This is a genomic window from Aquibacillus koreensis, from assembly GCF_025154055.1.
Classification (GTDB): Bacteria; Bacillota; Bacilli; order Bacillales; family Amphibacillaceae; genus Aquibacillus_C; species Aquibacillus_C koreensis.
On the sequence record NZ_JAOALK010000047.1, the window covers coordinates 119,301 to 139,236 of the forward strand.

Consider the following 19,936-nt stretch of genomic DNA (forward strand, 5'->3'; position numbering starts at 1 on the left):
GCATGAAAAAGACGGACAACTTACTCGTTGTCCGTCGTTCGTTTAAAGGCGCCACTTTTTCCACCAGATTTTTCGAGTAGGTACGTTTGGCCAATAATCATGCCTTTATCAACGGCTTTACACATGTCGTAAATCGTTAATGCAGTAACAGAAGCAGCAGTTAGGGCTTCCATTTCTACACCTGTACTTCCCTTTGTTTTTACTTCAACATCAATAACAAGCTCCCAACGACCGTCATCACGTGATACCCAATCGAATAGGATGTTGACCCCACTTAATGCGAGTGGATGACACATAGGAATAATGGTTGATGTTTGCTTGGCAGCCATGACGCCCGCGACTTGGGCAACAGCAAGCACATCTCCTTTACCCATCTTATGGTTTGTAATCTTTTGATAAATTTCTTCAAGTACAATAATGCTAGAACGAGCGATAGCCCGACGAGAACTTACTGTTTTATCGGTTATATCAACCATTTTGGCTCTACCTTGTTGATTCATATGTGTGAATTCTGACAAGCTTGTCCACCTCACAAAGTTTTACTTTTAAAAATTAGTCCTATTATAACAAAAGATAGAAGAATAGATAAAAGGGTTGCTCGCGAACATGGTATAATAGCTTTTCAAGATAGAAGAGAAAGGTCGAACTTTTCATGAAGAAATGGTACATATTTTATATCTTAATTAGCCTCCTACTAATGGTGGGTTGCTCTGATAGTGAGAAGGAAGAGCTAACTGTCTCGATTGCGGCCAGTATGGCTGATGCTATGGAGCAAGTGAAGGAAGATTTTGAGGTAGAGCACGGTCAGATAGAGATCATCTATAATGTTGGTTCGTCAGGTGCTTTGCAGCAACAAATCGCACAAGGTGCACCGGTGGATCTCTTTTTATCTGCGTCAGAAGAAGAATTTAATAATTTAGTAGAACAAGGGATGATCGAGCAGAACTATTCTACTATTCTTTTACAGAATGAATTAGTGCTTATTAAGTCAGTGGAAAATAATGCCATTAGTTCTATTGACGATTTACAAAAAAATGAAGTTAATAAAATAGCAATTGGTACACCTGAAACTGTGCCAGCGGGAGCTTATGCGAAAGAAGCACTCCAACACCTGCGTTTGTTTGAAGAGATAGAAAACAAGCTGATCCCTGCTAAGGATGTAAGACAAGTCCTGTATTACGTAGAAACGAACAACGTGGATGTCGGGTTTGTGTATGATACGGATGTGATTAGCTCGGATAAAATTGAAATAGTGGAGCGACTGGATCCGGATAGCCATACACCAATTTTATATCCTATTGGGATCATCAAAGATACAGACCAATCCGACGCTGCAGTCACCTTTTATAACTACTTACAAACAGAAAGTGTTTCACAAATATTTGAGGAGTATGGGTTCAATCCCGTGGTAAATACAAATGACTAGTACTGCCTTTTTCCATCCGATTCAGGTTTCTTTACTTGTAGCAATTAGTGCACTTATTGTTGTGTTAATTACAGGTTTAGGTATTGGTTGGTTCATGTCAAGAAACCAATTCAAAGGAAAAACAACGGTAGAAACGATGCTAATCTTGCCATTGGTTTTACCTCCAACTGTGATTGGTTTCCTCTTAATTATGATTTTTGGAAATCAAGGTGTGGTTGGTAAGTTGGTGGATCAGTTATTTGGTCAATCTGTTATGTTTACAGTCGGGGCTGCGATCATTGCTGCGATTGTTGTTTCTTTCCCACTTATGTACCAATCAGTGAAAACAGGCTTTCAATCGATTCCAAATGACATAGAGAATGCAGCAAGAGTGGACGGAGCGAATGAGTGGAAAGTGTTTCGTTATATATCTATTCCTCTGTGTGCAAAATCAATAGTATCTGGGATTGTGTTAAGCTTTGCGAGAGCGCTTGGTGAATTTGGTGCAACGATTATGTTTGCCGGCAATATCCCGGGTAAAACACAAACAGTTCCAACCGCGATATATGTTGCTTTTGAGTCAAATCAGATGGGACTTGCATGGGCGTGGGTAATCGCAATTGTATGTATTTCTTTTATTATGTTATTTATGATTAGGAAAAACAGCTAGAAAAATGACGCGCTATGTCTTTAAGCGCGTCATTTTTTTACCCATCCATGCATATGGATTAAGATGGATTAATTGGCTCCACGGGTTCACTCTGATTTTGAGTGTGGTTATTTTCATCAGCAGTCATTGATCTGGAAATAACGTCGGTTACTGGACAATAACGAACAATGCCTTCTCCAATTTTCATAGCAGCCATCATCGCGATAAGTAAGGAGCTTTGGCGCCATGGACGCTGCACCATTCGAGCCGTTGCATACGTTAATAAAGTGAAGCCACATGTGATCCGAATTAGTGCATTTACAATGCCTATGTTTTGCTTTATCAAAAAAATCACCTTCCTGAAATTTCATTAATGCAGTTTACCTGCAATTGTGATACGATAGTAAAAAAATAACAATAGAAATAGAGGAGATTACCATGGATGAGCACCTTTATCGTTGGAGGAATCGCGAGTTAAGAGAGCATGTTTCGGTGATTGATAATAAGTTCTCACCTACTCTTTTACTCAAAAATGCAACCTACTTAAATGTTTCTTTAAAGCAATGGATAAAAGCACATATTTGGATATATAAGGATCGAATTGTTTATGTTGGTGATCAATTACCAGATAAAGTTACCAATACAGAAGTTATTGATTGTAGTGGAAACTTTATTGTACCGGGTTACATTGAGCCACACGCACATCCTTTTCAATTATATAATCCCCATCAGCTTGCCAAGTATGCATCTCAAACAGGGACAACAACCTTGATGAATGATAATTTGCTTTGGCTTTATTTAACCACGCAAAAGAAAGCGTTTACACTTATTGGTGAATTCATGAAACTACCTGTATCCATGTATTGGTGGGCTAGATTTGATTCCCAAACACTTTTACAAGATGAGCAAGAGTATTTTAATAATGGGAATATATTAGCTTGGTTGCAGCATGAAGCTGTCGTGCAGGGAGGAGAGTTGACTTGTTGGCCACAAGTACTTAAAGATGACGATCGAATCTTGTATTGGATGCAGGAAACAAGACGATTAGGCAAGCCTATTGAAGGACATTTCCCTGGTGCATCCGAAAAGACTTTGGTAAAAATGAAATTATTAGGAGCAAGTGCAGACCACGAAGCAATGACGGGGAAAGAAGTGTTTGACCGTATTCGTTTGGGATATCAAGTCAGTTTGCGGTATTCTTCGATTCGTCCGGATTTGCCAACGATCTTGTCGGAGTTGAAAGAGCTTGGTGTTAAGAATTATGATAGCATGACGATGACAACGGATGGTTCAACGCCTGCTTTTTATGAAAATGGTATGATGGACCGATGTATTGAGATTGCAATCGAAGCGGGTGTACCGATTGAGGATGCCTATATGATGGCTAGTTATAATGCGGCGAGACATTTCAATATGGGTGAACGACTCGGTGCGATTGCGCCTGGTAGGGTTGCCCATATTAATATATTGGATGCAAAAGAACATCCAACTCCAATTTCGGTTATAGCAAAAGGTAAATGGATGAAACGTGATGGTGTCCCTGTCGATAATATGGGGGATATCCGGTGGATGGAAAATGGAATTACTCCATTAGAATTAGATTGGAAATTAGAAGAAAGTGATTTGCAGTTCTCGATGCCTATAGGTATGGAGATGGTGAATGATGTAATCATAAGAGCTTATCCTGTATCGATCGATGCAAATGTGGATAAGATTGAAGGTAACAATGATGAATCGTTTTTAATGTTAATTGATCGCCATGGGAAGTGGCGTGTGAATACAATTATTAAAGGCTTCACGAGCGAATTAGGAGGACTGGTTAGCTCATATTCCACTACGGGTGATATTGTGTTAATAGGAAAAAGTAAAGCTGATCTAATGCTCGCGTTTAATCGGATGAAGGAGCTCGGTGGTGGAATTGTACTGGCAAATGACGGAAAGATCATATTTGAGCTTCCTTTACAATTATCAGGAATGATGTATGCAGGCGATATGGCGACATTAATGGAAAAGGATAAAGAGTTAAAAGAAAAGTTAAAAGCGTTTGGGTACAAATATAATGATCCACCATATAACCTATTATTTTTATCATCCATGCATTTGCCTTTTATACGAATTACGCCGCAGGGAATCGTTGATGTCAAAAAGAAAGAAGTGCTATTTCCTGCTATCATGCGCTAATTTTTGTTATAATCAGTACAGAACTTATTATACTGGCAGAAGGTTGTGTAGATCGTGGCAAAATACGTAAAGTTTTTATTTCTAATATTTGTTGTATTAGTGATCACAGCATGTGGTAATGAGGATGAGCAGGTAACAGAAAATGAAACCGAACCTCAAGAAGTAGAGGAAGTTGAAGAAGTAGAAGAAGTCGTAGAACAAGAACCTGCAGAACCGGAATTCGAACATGTGTATCCTTTTACAGGCGAACCAACAAATGAAGATATTGACCATCGTGTTGTTTCCGTGATGATCAATAATGCACCTGCAGCTAGACCGCAAATTGGTTTAACAAAAGCAGACGTTGTCTTCGAGATTTTAGCTGAAGGTAATATAACAAGATTATTGGCGTTATTTCATAGTGAACAGCCAGACATGATTGGACCAGTCAGAAGTGCTCGTCCATATTATTTTAACCTTGCCGATGACTATGGTGCGTTGTATGTACACCACGGTGCGGCGAAGTTTATTGAAGATATGTTAAAGAATGGTGCAGCTGATTATTTAAATGGCATGTATTATGACAATGACATGCATTTATTTAAGCGTGGAGATTTACGTAAGCCACCACATAACTCTTACGTTCTTTTTGATGGGATATATGAAGTAGCTACAGATAAGGGTTATGATATTACAGCGGATCACCGTCCCATGACTTTCTCAACCGAGGAAGAAGTTTCAATCCAAGGAGACGCTGCAACAGAAGTGAGTTTTGATTATGGTTCATCAAATAATGTGCGATATGTTTATGATGGAGAAAGTGAAAAGTATCTAAGGTTTAATGGGCAAGAACAGTCGGCTGATTTAGAAACAGAAGAGCCGGTACAATTAGATAACGTATTGATCCTTGAAACAGCTCATGCGGTTGTGGATGATCAAGGACGAAGAGAAATAGATTTACAGTCTGGCGGAAAAGCCTATTTGTTACAAAAAGGAAAAGTACAACAAGTTGATTGGGCTAATGACGAGGGTCATCTTGTTCCAGTTAAAGATGGAGAAGTTGTGCCATTTGTGCAAGGGAAAACGTGGATTAATGTCATTCCAAATTCTCCGGGCTTAGCGGAAGTTACCATACAATAATAATCCTAAGATAGCTAGAAGTGGGCGTTATAAAAGGGGTGATCATAGATGCAAATTGACAAATTGCGTGGTGAACAGTTAGATCAATTATTTGATGCTATTCTCACGTTAAAAGACCGAGAAGAATGTTATCGCTTTTTCGATGACATTGCTACCATGAGTGAGATACAATCATTCGCACAACGACTACAAGTGGCAAAAATGCTACGCGATGGTCATACGTATCATGCAATTGTTCAGGAATCTAGTGCTTCGACCACTACTATATCTCGTGTGAAAAGATGCCTGAATTATGGAAATGATGGCTATCAGATGGTCTTAGATCGCTTAGATGAACAAAAGGATGAATAAATAATTTCGGCGCCGGCTATGCAATCGAACCGGCGCTTTCTTCATTATCTGGAATATAGGAATTTATTATCAAGTGTGACGGCCATGTTACAAACGGACATTTTTTCCGTTATTTCTACTAAGAAGGTGACTTTGGGGCTACTCGCGGACATTTTTTCCGCTATCTCTTCAATTTGAAGCAATTTTCTTACGCTTTCTATGAAATAAAGGAAAAAATGTCCGCCAACAGGCCAAATTACTAAGAAAAGACTAAAATAGCGGAAAAAATGTCCGTTCCATTTTGTTAATCGCCTGTCATTCTCGTATTAAGACGGTTAAACACTAATTTTAAAAAGAAAGGAAGATAACCATGATAAGATTCGGTACGATCGGAACAAATTGGATTGTAGATCGGTTTATCGATGCTGCTTCCAAACTAGAAGATTTCTCATTACAAGCTGTCTATTCAAGAACCGAGGAAAAAGCAAAAGCATTCGCGGAAAAACACGGTGTAGCACAAACATACACAAGTATGAAAGAAATGGCGGCATCTAGTGACATTGATGCAGTGTATATCGCAAGTCCAACATCGCTTCATGCAGAGCACGCAATTGAATGTATGAAACAAGGCAAGCATGTATTGGTGGAAAAAGCGATTGCTTCGAATGAAGTAGAAGTGAAACAAATGATAGAGGTAGCCAAGCAACATAATGTTTTATTAATGGAAGCCTTAAAAACAACGCACTTGCCAAATTTTAAAGTAGTGAAAGACCATTTACATAAAATCGGACCGGTTCGTCGTTACTTTGCTAGCTACTGCCAGTATTCTTCTCGCTATGATAAATTTAATGAAGGCATTGTGCTAAATGCTTTTGATCCAAAGTTCTCCAACGGATCTTTAATTGACATCGGAATCTATTGTATTTATCCGATGGTTGCATTGTTTGGTGAACCAGATAACCTACAAGCAAATGCCTACATGCTAAGCACAGGCGTTGATGGACAAGGCAGTATTATTGTTAATTATGAGAAAATGCAAGGATCTGTGATGTTTTCAAAAATCACGAACTCTTATGTTCCATCGGAGATTCAAGGGGAAGATGGATCGATCATCATCGACAGCATTAGTGAGCCAACACACGTAGAGATAAGGTATCATGATGGAAGCACAGAAGTGATTTCAAAAGAACAAGAAGCAAATGCTATGTATTATGAAGCACAAGCATTTATAGATCTAATAAAAGATGGTAAGACCGAATGCCCGATTAATTCTTTCGCAAACTCTTTGATCACAACGTCAATAATTGAACAAGCTAGAAAACAAATAGGTGTTGTATTCCCTTCGGATCAGTAAAAAACTAGCCTTCAGGGGCTAGTTTTTTGTTTGGACAACCCTGTCTAGAAAATGGTAAGAACAACTTGCTATTATCATTCTGAAAAATGCTGGATTTTTGATATAATAAAACAATGGATTAGTATTGGAGGATGCTCTAGTGTATAACATGAAAGAATGGAAACATGTGTTTAAATTAGACCCGGATAAAGATATAACAGATGAACAGTTAGAACAAGTCTGTGAGTCAGGTACAGACGCAGTTATTGTTGGTGGAACAGATAATGTTACGCTAGATAATGTGTTGCAATTATTAAGTCGAATCAGACGATATACCGTTCCTTGTGCGTTGGAAGTTTCAAGTATGGACTCCATTACGCCAGGATTTGATTTTTATTATATACCAATGGTTTTTAATAGCCGTGATAAGAAATGGATGATGGATATTCAACATGAAGCGGTAAAACAGTTTGGAGACATAATCGATTGGAACGAAATGTTTGTTGAAGGCTATTGCATTATGAACGAAGAAGCAAAAGCGTATCAATTCACAGATTGCTACATGCCGGATGAGGAAGATGTGATTGCCTATGCGCGAATGGCAGAGCATATGTTTCAGACACCAATTTTTTATTTAGAATATAGTGGGAAATATGGTGATCCGGCACTTGTGCAACGCGTAAAGCGTCAATTATCCAACACGCAATTGTTTTATGGTGGCGGCATTACTAGTGTTGAACAAGCGAAGGAAATGAGCGAACATGCTGACGTGATTGTAGTCGGAAATAGTATATATGATGATTTAAATAATGCATTAAAAACAGTGGATGCTGTAAAAGGGAAATAAAAAAGGTGGTGTTCTTGTGAGTCAAGCAATCGATGATTTACTAAATGGGTTAAATGAAAGACAACGAGAAGCGGTGAAGCATACAGATGGACCGCTACTGATTATGGCCGGAGCTGGTAGTGGTAAAACAAGAGTATTAACGCATAGAATAGCCTATTTGTTAGGGGAGAAAGAAGTATCACCTCGTAGTATCCTTGCGATTACTTTTACGAACAAAGCAGCTAGGGAGATGAAAGATCGTGTCTATAACCTAGTTGGACCTGAGGGTAATGATATCTGGGTATCTACGTTCCACTCGATGTGTGTACGTATTTTAAGACGAGATATTGATCGTATTGGCCTCAATAGAAACTTTACTATTTTAGATAGTGGCGATCAGTTAACGGTGATAAAAAATGTTTTGAAAGATAAAAACATGGATCCTAAGAAATTTGAGCCAAGAGCAATGCTTAATGCCATTAGCTCCGCCAAAAATGAGTTGATCACACCAGAAGAATATAGCAAAAATGTTGGCAATTTCTTTGAACAACAAATTGCGCAAGTATATGAGGGCTATCAGAAGACATTACGTAAAAATCAGTCACTAGATTTTGATGATTTAATTATGGAAACGATCAAGTTGTTTGATCGCGTACCAGAGGTGTTGGAGTATTATCAACGTAGGTTCCAATATATTCATGTTGATGAGTACCAAGATACAAACCACGCGCAATATTACCTGGTCAAGCAATTAGCAAACCGCTATCAAAACCTGTGTGTTGTTGGTGACTCTGACCAGTCAATTTATCGTTGGCGTGGGGCAGATATTAAGAATATCCTTTCTTTTGAAAAGGATTATCCTAATGCCTCGGTTGTGTTATTAGAGCAAAACTACCGTTCTACAAAGTCTATATTGGATGCGGCGAATGCGGTAATTGAAAATAACCCAGGTCGTAAACCAAAAAATCTTTGGACAGATAATACAGAAGGATCCAAAATACATTACTACCAAGCTTCCACTGAACAAGATGAAGGTCTATATGTGGCAAATAAAGTAGAAGATTTCGTGAAAGCAAATGAATACAATTATAAAGATATAGCCGTTTTATACCGCACAAATGCCCAGTCCCGTTCGATTGAGGAAACGTTTGTCAAAGCCAATATTCCATACCAGATCATTGGCGGTACAAAGTTCTACGATCGGAAAGAAATTAAAGATATGCTTGGATATTTACGTTTAATCGCGAATCCAGATGATGATTTAAGCTTCGCGCGTGTAGTCAATGAACCAAAGCGCGGGGTCGGAAAAACGTCTTTAGAGAAAGTGCAAGCATATGCAGCTCAGGAAGGCATCTCTTTATTTACGGCTGTGCAAGAAGTAGATTTTATTGGTGTTAGTGCAAAAGCGGCAAAAGCACTAGCAGATTTTGGTGCTATGATTCGAGACTGGACAGCACAGCAGGAATTCCTAACAGCAACGGATATGGTTGAGGAAGTGCTAAATCGGACAGGCTATGAAAAAATGTTAATTAACGAGCGCAGCATTGAATCGGAAAGTAGATTAGAAAACTTAGAGGAATTTAAGACAGTAACGCAGCATTTTGAAAAGAATAGTGAAGAAGACAAGACGCTTGTTGCTTTCTTAACTGACCTGGCATTAATAGCAGATATTGATCGTGTAGATGAGGATCCATTTGCGGACGAAAAAGTTACACTAATGACGTTGCATGCTGCCAAAGGTCTTGAATTCCCTGTTGTATTTCTAATAGGGCTAGAGGAAAATGTTTTCCCACATAGCCGTTCGATTATGGATGAAGAAGAAATGCAAGAAGAGCGAAGATTAGCGTATGTTGGGATTACGAGGGCAGAGAAGCTTCTGCATATTACCCACGCAAAAATGCGCATGCTTTTTGGTAGAACGAATATGAATCCAGTAAGTCGATTTATCAGTGAGATTCCGGAAGAGCTATTTGAAGGTCTCGAACAGGCAAGACAATCGATGTTTGGAGGTCCTGCTACAATTAGCACTTCAAAATCGAATCCGTTTGATGCTCCGCCAGCGCCAAAACGTGCTCCAAAGAAAATACAACCGAAAACAACAACGGGTGGCGAATCCATTGGTTGGCAACCTGGTGATAAGGCAAACCATAAAAAGTGGGGGCAAGGTACGGTAGTTAAAGTACAAGGTGAAGGTGAATCGATGGAATTAGATATTGCTTTTCCTGCGCCAACAGGTATTAAACGACTACTAGCTAAATTTGCACCAATCACTAAAGAATAGATATTGAGGTGTGTTTCGTGATGGATGAAGCAAAAGCCAAACAGCAAATAGAAAATTTGCGAAAAGAACTTGAACAATATAACTATGAATATCATGTACTCGACCAGCCAACGGTATCGGATTATCAATATGATCAAAAAATGCAAGAGCTGATCGAGCTTGAAACAGCCTATCCTTCATTGTTGACGAGTGATTCCCCATCTCAGCGTGTCGGTGGCAAACCTTTAGAAGCATTTGAAAAGGTACAACACACAGTCCCGATGTTAAGCTTAGGCAATGCTTTTAATGAAGAAGACTTACGAGCATTTGACCGTCGTGTTCGCGAAGGTTTAGAGGCCGAAGAAGTAGCGTACGTGTGTGAATTAAAAATTGATGGATTAGCTGTTTCGTTGCGCTATGAAAATGGAGTGCTTGTCCAAGGTGCTACTCGTGGTGATGGTCAGACAGGGGAAGACATCACTAGCAACTTAAAGACGATCAGAAGTATTCCATTAAGAATTAATCAAGTAGATACGATTGAAGTACGAGGTGAAGCGTTTATGCCTCAAAAATCATTCCTTTACCTAAATGAACAAAAAGAAGAGAACGATGAAGAACCGTTTGCTAATCCTCGAAATGCGGCGGCTGGATCGTTAAGGCAACTTGATCCGAAAATAGCTGCGAAACGCAACTTAGATATATACCTCTATGCAGTCGGACAATGGGAAGCGGGCACATTAACCTCGCATAGTGAGCGATTAGATTACTTACAATCTTTAGGTTTTAAAACAAACCCGGAGTGGCGTAGATGCGCTAACATCGGTGAAGTAATCAATTATATCCAAAGCTGGGTTGAAAAAAGAGCAGGTTTAAGCTACGACATCGATGGCATCGTTGTTAAAGTAGATCGCCTGGATTATCAAGAAACCCTCGGGTTTACAGCCAAAAGCCCACGATGGGCAATTGCGTATAAATTCCCTGCTGAAGAAGTGGTAACAAAGTTATTTGATATTGAGCTAAGTGTTGGTAGAACGGGTGTTGTCACGCCAACAGCATTACTCGAACCTGTGAAGGTTGCAGGCACGACCGTACAGCGGGCATCGTTGCACAATGAAGACTTGATTCGTGAAAAAGACATTCGAATTAATGATACGGTTGTCATTAAAAAGGCGGGCGATATCATTCCTGAGGTTGTTCGCGTTATCGTGGAAGAACGTACAGGAGAAGAGCAACCCTTTTCGATGCCTACGGAATGCCCTGCTTGTGCAAGTGAATTAGTACGATTAGAAGAAGAAGTCGCACTTCGTTGTATTAATCCAAGTTGTCCAGCACAATTAAAAGAAGGGCTTATTCACTTTGTGTCACGAAATGCGATGAATATTGATGGACTAGGTGAAAAAGTTGTAGAGCAACTATTTGACGAACAACTTATTTCTACTATTGCCGATCTTTATAAGTTAAATCATGAGGAGCTACTTCAACTAGAGCGAATGGGTGAAAAGTCTGTCGATAATTTGTTAAAGGCTATTGAAGCGTCTAAAGGCAATTCATTAGAACGACTATTGTTTGGACTTGGCATTCGTTTTGTAGGAGCCAAAGCTGCTCGAACGATTGCATCTCATTTCGAAACAATGGAAAAAATACTAGAAGCAACATTTGATGACTTTGTCGCTATCAATGAAATTGGTGAAAAGATGGCGGATTCGCTTGTCAGGTACTTTGAAGAAGAACAAGTAAGAGAATTGATCGCTGAGCTTAAAGATTTAGGGCTAAACTTAACATACCTTGGTCCGAAGAAATCAGATCAACCGGAAGATTCCGTGTTTATGGACAAAGTCATTGTGTTGACAGGTAAACTAGAAATCTTTAGTAGAAATGAAGCAAAAGAGAAGATAGAAGCGCTTGGTGGTAAGGTCACAGGAAGTGTAAGTAAGAAAACAGACCTACTCATTGCAGGTGAAGAAGCAGGATCTAAATTAGACAAGGCGAAACAACTTGGTGTAGAGATCTGGAATGAACAGCAGTTACAAGAGGCTTTAAGTTAGTTAGGGGAGGAATACCATGAAGAACATACGTATCGTGCTACTCGTTTTGCTTATGGTCATGACTGGCTGTGCACCTTCATTTGAGAAACAAGAAGAAGTAATAGAAGAAAACATAGATGAGACAGGACAAGAAACAGCAATCATCCCAAGCTACAATATTTCGGATGAAAATTATCGCGTATTGCTTGATTATAAGTTAAGTAAATCAAGAGGTGTCATTGTCAATCAAGTAGCGAATCGATTAGATATTGATGAGTTAGAAGAAGGATTACGACGTCAATCCTTAAGTTATTATGATCCGGATCGCTACTTCTTCCAGGAAGGTCAATATATTACAGAAGATGTTTTATATAGTTGGCTAGAAAGGAATGAAGGTAAGGACGAAGAGGATGAAGAGGATGAAGAGGAAGACTTAGGCTTAAATCCTGAGATTCCAGATCTTCCTGAAGATGCTGATACAGAAGAAAGAATAGAAGCACAAAGGGAAAATCCTAAATATTTATCACATATTTTAGAACAAAATTACTTAACCAAAACAGAAGATGATGTCGTTCAACTAGGTGGAATCTCGATTGGTATTGCGATGAAATCTGTCTATCGGTATCAGACGGAAATTGGTGGCCCAAATTATTATAAAGAAATTAGTATGGAAGATATGTTAGCAGAGGGAAAAGACATATCCCAACAAGTGCTAGATCGTATCCGTCAAATGGAGGGGCTAACGGATGTTCCTGTTATGATTGCATTATACCGAGAACAAGCACATGACTCGCTTGTTCCTGGTAATTTCGTGGCTCGTACAGGGATAGATGCGGGCAGTTCCTCGATCGGCGACTGGGAAACAATTGATGAAGAGTATATGTTGTTTCCATCAAACGAAGCAAAAGAAAAATACCCAGACACTTGGGCGAATATAGAAGATTTTGAATCTGATATAGGAGAATACTTCCCTAACTATGTAAGTGTGATAGGAAAAGGGTTCTATCGAGATCAACAACTGCAAAAGTTAACGTTAGAGATCCCAATTTCTTTTAATGGGAAAGCGGAAGTTATAGGATTTACCCAATATGTGTATGGACTCGTTCGAGAAGGTTTTCAAAAGCATTACGACTTGGAAATAAATATCACATCCAGCGATAACCAAGAGAGTTTAATTATACGTGAAGCTGGTGAAGATGAACCATATGTCCACGTGTATCATTAAAAGGTGTTAACATGTAGGAAGGCCTTCTCCCAGATGGAGATGGCTTTTTCTATATTTGGCTCCTTTATTTTAAAATACCATACTCTAAGCGGCTATGAGAGACCTTATTTCACCTTTAAGTACTACTTTTTAAATCTCTGCGGCTATCAAGTACGTTATTCCGTCAAAGCTATCACAAAATGAATGGAAACAATGCAAATAAGGGCTCTGGTGACCGCTAAACTAAAATAAGATGGGAAATTGGTTAAATAGGGGCTCTCATAGCCGCCAAAATCTTATAGTGATCTCAAGATGACATATAAATCTATATACGTGGTAAAAATAACCTCGGAAATCCTAATGATTTATAGAATCCCGTTATGTATGCTTTAAAAAAAGGTTAGAATGAGTTAGTAGAACGTAATTAATCTGTTTTCAATCTGATTAGATGAAAATACGAATGAATAGAGTAGAAAAAGATTGGTTTACTTAGAAAAAGTTGCTAATTCCATGTGTTTTTTGCTATTATCATAAGTATTGTAAGGACTCGAAAAATGAACAATATTCTATCTGTCATAGTAAAAAAAGATCCACATCATCTTGATTGATAGAGATGATATAAAACACGGAGGTGAAGAGAATGTCTGAAATTTCAAAAGAACAAGTAAAGCACGTGGCACACCTTGCGCGACTTGCCCTTTCAGATGAAGAAGTAGAAAAAATGACGAAGCAACTAGGTGATATTATCACGTATGCAGAGCTTCTAAATGAACTAGATACAGACAACGTAGAACCAACCACACACGTATTAGAATTGAAAAATGTAATGCGTAAAGACGAGCCTAGAGAGTGGATTAAGAGTGAAGATGCATTAAAGAATGCACCGGATAAAAAGGATGGTCAGTTCCGCGTCCCATCTATTTTGGAATAAGGAGGGTAAATCATGTCGTTATTTGATCTTAAATTAAAAGAAATTCAAGAAAAGCTACATAAAAAAGAAATAACAGTAAGTGACCTTGTTTCAGAGTCATTTAATAGAATCAAAGCAGTTGATAGCGAAATAAATGCATTTTTAACACTGAATGAAGAAGCTGCAAAAGCACAAGCGAAAGAATTAGATGAGAAGCTTGATGGCAATGTTTCCCCACTATTTGGTATGCCAATCGGAATCAAAGATAACATTGTTACAAAAGGTCTAAGAACAACGTGTGCAAGTCAGTTTTTGGATAATTTCACTGATCCATTATATGATGCAACAGTCGTTGAGAGATTAAACAGCCAAAACACGGTAACGATCGGTAAGCTAAATATGGACGAGTTTGCGATGGGTTCTTCCACTGAGAATTCAAGTTATGCAAATACAAGAAACCCGTGGAATACAGATCACGTTCCTGGTGGATCTAGTGGTGGATCTGCTGCAGCAGTTGCAGCTGGTGAAGTATTTTTCTCTTTAGGATCTGATACAGGTGGTTCCATCCGTCAACCAGCAGCATTTTGTGGCGTGGTAGGGTTAAAACCTACATATGGCCTTGTCTCTCGTTTTGGTCTTGTTGCTTTTGCGTCATCTTTAGACCAAATCGGACCAATTACACGATCCGTTGAAGATAATGCTACATTGTTACAGTCTATCGTAGGACATGACCCAATGGATTCTACCTCTGCAAATGTGGATGTTCCAAACTATAGTGAAGGTATCGAATCTGGAGTTAAAGGTTTACGTATTGCTGTACCAAAAGAGTATTTGCAAGAAGGTGTTGACCCCGAGGTTCGTGATGCCGTTTTAACAGCATTGAAAGTGTACGAAGATTTAGGTGCAACATGGGAAGAAGTATCTTTACCACACTCTAAATATGCAGTTGCAGCATACTATTTACTTTCTTCATCCGAAGCTTCTGCGAACTTAGCACGTTTCGACGGCGTTCGTTATGGTGTGCGTACTGAAAAAGCAGAAAACATGATCGATATGTTCAAACTATCTCGTAGCGACGGCTTTGGTGACGAGGTAAAACGTCGTATCATGTTAGGTACTTTTGCATTAAGCTCCGGGTATTATGATGCTTATTACAAAAAAGCACAAAAAGCACGTACGTTAATCAAAAATGACTTTGAAAAAGTATTTGAAGATTACGATGTAATTATTGGCCCAACAACGCCTACACCTGCTTACAAAATTGGTGAAAAAATTGATGATCCATTAACGATGTATGCAGATGATATTTTGACTAGTCCAATCAACCTTGCTGGTGTACCAGGACTATCGATTCCTTGTGGTTTCTCTAAGGATGGTTTGCCAATTGGGTTACAGTTAATCGGAAAACACTTTGATGAGAAAACACTTTATCGTGTTGCTTATGCATATGAGCAAGCAACAGATCACCATAAAAAGAAACCTACTTTAGGAGGTGACAGGTAATGAACTTTGAAACTATTATTGGCCTTGAGGTACACGTCGAGTTAAAAACGAATTCTAAAATATTTAGTCCGAGTCCAAACCATTTCGGTGCGGAGCCAAATTCCAACGTTAACCCAATCGACTTAGGTTACCCAGGTGTATTGCCTGTCCTAAATGAAGAAGCAGTTAACTTTGCAATGAAGGCTGCGATGGCTTTGAACTGTGAAGTCGCAACACATACAAAATTTGACCGTAAAAACTATTTCTATCCAGATAATCCGAAAGCGTATCAAATCTCGCAATTTGACCAACCAATTGGAGAGAATGGCTGGATTGAAATTGAAGTGAATGGCAAAAAGAAGAAGATCGGTATTACGCGTATCCACATGGAAGAAGATGCGGGTAAACTTTCACATAGCGATGACGGCTATTCTTTAGTAGACTACAACCGCCAAGGTACGCCTCTAGTAGAAATTGTATCGGAGCCAGATCTACGTTCTCCTGAAGAAGCATATGCATATTTAGAAAAATTGAAAAATATTATTCAATATACAGGTGTTTCTGACTGTAAAATGGAAGAAGGATCCCTTCGATGTGATGCGAATATTTCCCTTCGTCCAATTGGACAAGAAAAATTCGGTACGAAAGCGGAACTGAAGAACTTAAATTCCTTCTCCTTTGTTCAAAAAGGATTAGAATTTGAAGAGGTACGTCAGCAAAAAGTATTACTTTCTGGTGGAGAGATCCTTCAGGAAACACGTCGTTATGACGAACAAACGAAAGAAACAATTTTAATGCGTGTGAAAGAAGGTTCTGATGACTATCGTTACTTCCCAGAGCCAGATTTAGTGCCTTTATATATTGATGATGCTTGGAAAGAACGCATTCGTGCCGAGATTCCTGAACTTCCAGATGCTCGTAAACAACGTTATATTAATGAGTTGGAATTACCAGCTTATGATGCGATGGTATTAACGAGCACGATTGAGATGTCCGATTTCTTTGAAGCAACAATTGGTAATGGGGCGGATGTAAAGCAGGCTTCTAACTGGTTAATGGGTGAAGTATCAGCTTACATGAACAAACAACAAAAAGAACTACATGACCTAGCTATGACTCCAGAAGGATTAGCAAAAATGATTAAGTTAATTGGAGATGGAACGATTTCATCGAAAATGGCGAAGAAAGTATTCGCTGAACTTGTTGAAAAGGGTGGAGATCCTGAGCAGATCGTAAAAGAAAAAGGTCTTGTTCAAATCTCTGATGAAGGTCAATTAAAAGATATCATTGTAGCAATTTTAGACAACAATGAACAATCAATTATCGACTTCAAAAACGGTAAAGATCGTGCACTTGGATTCTTAGTTGGTCAAGTGATGAAGGAAACAAAAGGACAAGCTAATCCACCAATGGTAAATAAAATCATCTTAGAAGAAATGGATAAGCGTTAAAGTTTCTTTAGGAATTGCTTATACATCAAATAAGAAGCGAGGGGACTGTTCTATATCGAGCAGTCCTCTTTCAACTGTATGAGGGAACCAACAAATCCTGACAAGTTGTGGGAAAATGTGACAACTATCACTTTTCAAAAGAGGATAAAACGGCTATGATGTAGGGTAGAATAATAGCTGTCATTAGAGCAGATTGGGGGAAACCTATGAAACGTGCTCGTATCATATATAATCCAACATCTGGACGAGAACTTTTTAAAAAAGAATTAGCAAGTGTACTTCAACGATTTGAACAAGCTGGCTATGAAACATCTGTGCATGCTACAACTGCCAAGGGAGATGCGATTCAAGCAGCTGAGAAAGCAGTGGAACGAGAATTTGATGTCGTTGTCGCAGCTGGTGGCGATGGGACGATTAATGAAGTAATCAATGGACTGGCAGAGAAAGAGATTCGACCGAAACTTGGGATTATTCCTGTTGGAACTACGAATGACTTTGCGCGTGCGATGGGGATACCTAGAAACATTCAAAAAGCGGTGACTGTCATTTTAGAAGGACATTCGAAACCCTTGGATATTGGGAAAGTGAATGGCGATTATTTTATGAATATTGCTGGTGGTGGTATGCTTACCGAGCTTTCCTACGAAGTCCCTAGTAAACTAAAAACGGTTTTAGGTCAGTTAGCATATTATCTGAAAGGTATTGAAATGCTTCCTTCTATTCGTCCTACGAATGTAAAAATTGAATATGATGACCAAGTATTTGAAGGCGAAATCATGCTATTTCTTGTTGCCAATACGAATTCCGTTGGAGGCTTTGAAAAGTTGGCGCCCTCAGCATCCATGGACGATGGCAAGTTTGATTTACTTATCTTGAAAAAATCCAATTTAGCTGAGTTTGTTCGAATTGCCTCGTTAGCATTAAGAGGAGCTCACTTAGAAGATGACCTTATATTCTATACCAAAGCTAGTCATATACAGGTGCATACTGAACAAAAGATGCAATTAAATATTGATGGTGAATTTGGTGGATTATTGCCAGGAGATTTTACAAATCTTCATAAACACATCGAGTACTTTATTCCAACAGAAATAGAAGAGAAAGAAGAGTAGCCTTAGCCTCTTCTTTCTTTTAGTTAGTATGAGTTTCAAGTGACTTTGGAAGAATAAAAATAAGAGATATTGTCGAGATACAATCGCTAAAATCAAACATATTTCCTGGGAAATTCCACAATTGTAACAAGGATATGCTTATTTCTCTTCCATTTGAGAATATAACAGACTTTGGACAGCATTTGACAAGAAGGACGGATATATATGGTAAAACAAGAACCACCTGTAAAAAAGAACCAAACTATTGAGTTAACTTTTGAAGATATCACACATGAGGGAGACGGTGTTGGGAAAATTGAAGGTTATCCCTTGTTTGTGCCGTATGCGCTTCCTGGCGAAAAAGCACAAGTGAAAGTAATTAAAGTAAAGAAAAACTTTGCATTCGGAAAATTACTACATATTGATCAAGTAAGTGAGGATCGTGTCGAACCTCCTTGTGACGTGTATATTCAATGTGGTGGTTGTCAACTTCAACATATGAATTATGGCATGCAGTTAGAGATGAAAAGAAACCAAGTGAAAAATGTGTTAAGGAAAATAGCGCATATTGATGATATTCCAGTACATCCAACGATCGGAATGGATGATCCTTGGCGATACCGTAATAAAGTGCAAATTCCTGTCGGCCATAGAGATGGCGAGCTCATCACAGGATTTTACCGAAAAAGAACCCATGAAATTATAGAAGGCATGGACACCTGCATCATTACATCAGAGATTAACGACCGAATGGTAGAAGCAGTACGTCGTATCGCAGATCGACTCGGTATTTCCCACTATGATGAGGAGAAGCACAGAGGTGTACTGCGTCACATTATGGTCCGTACTGGTCAAGCAACAGAAGAAACGATGATTGTGTTAGTGACTAGAACAGAAGAACTGCCATACGCAGATGAGTTAGTTAAGGAATTACATGAAACATACCCGCAGATCAAGTCGATCGTACAAAATATCAATAAACAAAGAACGAATGTGATATTGGGTAGGAAGACAAAATTGCTATGGGGCGAAGAATACATTTACGATACGATCGGAGATATTAAGTTTGCCATCTCTGCCAAATCATTTTACCAAGTCAATCCTCCACAAACGAAGAAACTCTATGATAAAGCATTAGAATATGCAGATTTATCTGGAGGAGAAACAGTCATCGATGCTTATTGTGGAATTGGAACAATTTCGCTATTCTTAGCGCAAAAAGCGAAAAAGGTGTATGGTGTCGAAATTGTGCCTGAGGCAATCTCAGATGCAAAGGAAAATGCTAAGTTAAATAACATCGATAATACTGAATTTGTTGTAGGCGAAGCAGAAAAAGTAATGCCTTGGTGGACGGCTCAAGGGCTTAGACCAGATGTGATTGTGGTCGATCCTCCTCGTAAGGGCTGTGATGAGGCATTATTAGAAGCGATGATCACAATGAAACCTAAAAAAATTGTTTATGTTTCCTGCAACCCATCTACCTTAGCACGTGACTTAAAGATTCTAGAAGATGGCGGATATGAAACGAAGCAAGTGCAGCCGGTGGACATGTTTCCGCAGACGAACCACGTTGAATGTGTCGCAGAAGTTGTGTTGAAGTTGTCTAACTAAAAAGTAAATCTGCCAACCAAAATAAACATTTGCTAACCGACCCCAATTTCGTTAAAATAA

17 protein-coding genes are annotated in these 19,936 nt (G+C 38.9%); 15 read left to right on the top strand and 2 right to left on the bottom strand.

Annotated features, from left to right (window positions below; all coding sequences use genetic code 11):
* Window positions 1-20: 20 nt before the first annotated feature.
* Entirely contained in the window at window positions 21-518 is a 498-nt protein-coding gene (gene moaC / locus NYQ66_RS13645) for a cyclic pyranopterin monophosphate synthase MoaC (protein WP_259870227.1), read from the bottom strand.
* A gap of 134 nt (window positions 519-652) precedes the next feature.
* On the opposite strand from moaC, the gene modA reads away from it, so the two are divergent.
* Together modA and modB are read left to right on the top strand one after the other, a co-directional pair.
* Complete coding sequence (gene modA, locus NYQ66_RS13650) at window positions 653-1,426, top strand: molybdate ABC transporter substrate-binding protein (RefSeq protein WP_259870228.1); 774 nt, start codon at window positions 653-655, stop codon at window positions 1,424-1,426.
* Window positions 1,419-2,075, top strand: coding sequence for a molybdate ABC transporter permease subunit (gene modB / locus NYQ66_RS13655; RefSeq protein WP_259870229.1), 657 nt, complete (start codon window positions 1,419-1,421; stop codon window positions 2,073-2,075). Before modA ends, modB begins: the two co-directional genes overlap by 8 nt.
* 58 nt (window positions 2,076-2,133) lie before the next feature.
* On the opposite strand, the gene NYQ66_RS13660 is transcribed toward modB, so the two are convergent.
* Window positions 2,134-2,409, bottom strand: a complete 276-nt coding sequence (locus NYQ66_RS13660; protein WP_407652085.1) for a YgaP family membrane protein — start codon at window positions 2,407-2,409, stop codon at window positions 2,134-2,136.
* 83 nt (window positions 2,410-2,492) lie between these two features.
* Here NYQ66_RS13660 and NYQ66_RS13665 point away from each other — a divergent pair, with 83 nt between their 5' ends.
* From NYQ66_RS13665 to rlmD, 13 genes are all read left to right on the top strand, one after another.
* On the top strand, window positions 2,493-4,235 hold the full coding sequence (locus tag NYQ66_RS13665; protein WP_259870230.1) for an adenine deaminase C-terminal domain-containing protein: 1,743 nt from the start codon (window positions 2,493-2,495) through the stop codon (window positions 4,233-4,235).
* 54 nt (window positions 4,236-4,289) lie between these two features.
* On the top strand, window positions 4,290-5,354 hold the full coding sequence (locus tag NYQ66_RS13670; RefSeq protein WP_311202023.1) for a DUF3048 domain-containing protein: 1,065 nt from the start codon (window positions 4,290-4,292) through the stop codon (window positions 5,352-5,354).
* Between the two features lie 48 nt (window positions 5,355-5,402).
* Window positions 5,403-5,705, top strand: a complete 303-nt coding sequence (locus tag NYQ66_RS13675; RefSeq protein ID WP_259870232.1) for a YerC/YecD family TrpR-related protein — start codon at window positions 5,403-5,405, stop codon at window positions 5,703-5,705.
* A 349-nt stretch (window positions 5,706-6,054) separates the two neighbouring features.
* Complete coding sequence (locus NYQ66_RS13680) at window positions 6,055-7,038, top strand: Gfo/Idh/MocA family protein (RefSeq protein ID WP_259870234.1); 984 nt, start codon at window positions 6,055-6,057, stop codon at window positions 7,036-7,038.
* 139 nt (window positions 7,039-7,177) lie between these two features.
* Complete coding sequence (pcrB, locus tag NYQ66_RS13685) at window positions 7,178-7,864, top strand: heptaprenylglyceryl phosphate synthase (protein WP_259870236.1); 687 nt, start codon at window positions 7,178-7,180, stop codon at window positions 7,862-7,864.
* A gap of 16 nt (window positions 7,865-7,880) precedes the next feature.
* On the top strand, window positions 7,881-10,124 hold the full coding sequence (gene pcrA, locus NYQ66_RS13690) for a DNA helicase PcrA (RefSeq protein ID WP_259870237.1): 2,244 nt from the start codon (window positions 7,881-7,883) through the stop codon (window positions 10,122-10,124).
* Between the two features lie 20 nt (window positions 10,125-10,144).
* A complete protein-coding gene (gene ligA, locus NYQ66_RS13695; RefSeq protein ID WP_259870239.1) occupies window positions 10,145-12,148 on the top strand; it encodes an NAD-dependent DNA ligase LigA in 2,004 nt (667 codons plus the stop codon).
* 16 nt (window positions 12,149-12,164) lie between these two features.
* Window positions 12,165-13,352, top strand: coding sequence for a CamS family sex pheromone protein (locus tag NYQ66_RS13700; protein WP_259870241.1), 1,188 nt, complete (start codon window positions 12,165-12,167; stop codon window positions 13,350-13,352).
* A gap of 619 nt (window positions 13,353-13,971) precedes the next feature.
* Window positions 13,972-14,262 (top strand): Asp-tRNA(Asn)/Glu-tRNA(Gln) amidotransferase subunit GatC, encoded by a 291-nt coding sequence (gene gatC / locus NYQ66_RS13705; RefSeq protein ID WP_259870242.1) that lies wholly within the window; start codon window positions 13,972-13,974, stop codon window positions 14,260-14,262.
* A 12-nt stretch (window positions 14,263-14,274) separates the two neighbouring features.
* Window positions 14,275-15,744, top strand: coding sequence for an Asp-tRNA(Asn)/Glu-tRNA(Gln) amidotransferase subunit GatA (gene gatA / locus NYQ66_RS13710; protein ID WP_259870244.1), 1,470 nt, complete (start codon window positions 14,275-14,277; stop codon window positions 15,742-15,744).
* Window positions 15,744-17,174, top strand: coding sequence for an Asp-tRNA(Asn)/Glu-tRNA(Gln) amidotransferase subunit GatB (gene gatB, locus NYQ66_RS13715; RefSeq protein ID WP_259870245.1), 1,431 nt, complete (start codon window positions 15,744-15,746; stop codon window positions 17,172-17,174). The genes gatA and gatB overlap by 1 nt, the downstream gene beginning before the upstream one ends.
* 206 nt (window positions 17,175-17,380) lie before the next feature.
* Window positions 17,381-18,286: a diacylglycerol kinase gene (locus NYQ66_RS13720; protein ID WP_259870248.1), complete on the top strand. Its 906-nt coding sequence runs from the start codon at window positions 17,381-17,383 to the stop codon at window positions 18,284-18,286.
* A gap of 204 nt (window positions 18,287-18,490) precedes the next feature.
* Window positions 18,491-19,876: a 23S rRNA (uracil(1939)-C(5))-methyltransferase RlmD gene (gene rlmD, locus NYQ66_RS13725; RefSeq protein ID WP_259870249.1), complete on the top strand. Its 1,386-nt coding sequence runs from the start codon at window positions 18,491-18,493 to the stop codon at window positions 19,874-19,876.
* Window positions 19,877-19,936 lie beyond the last annotated feature (60 nt).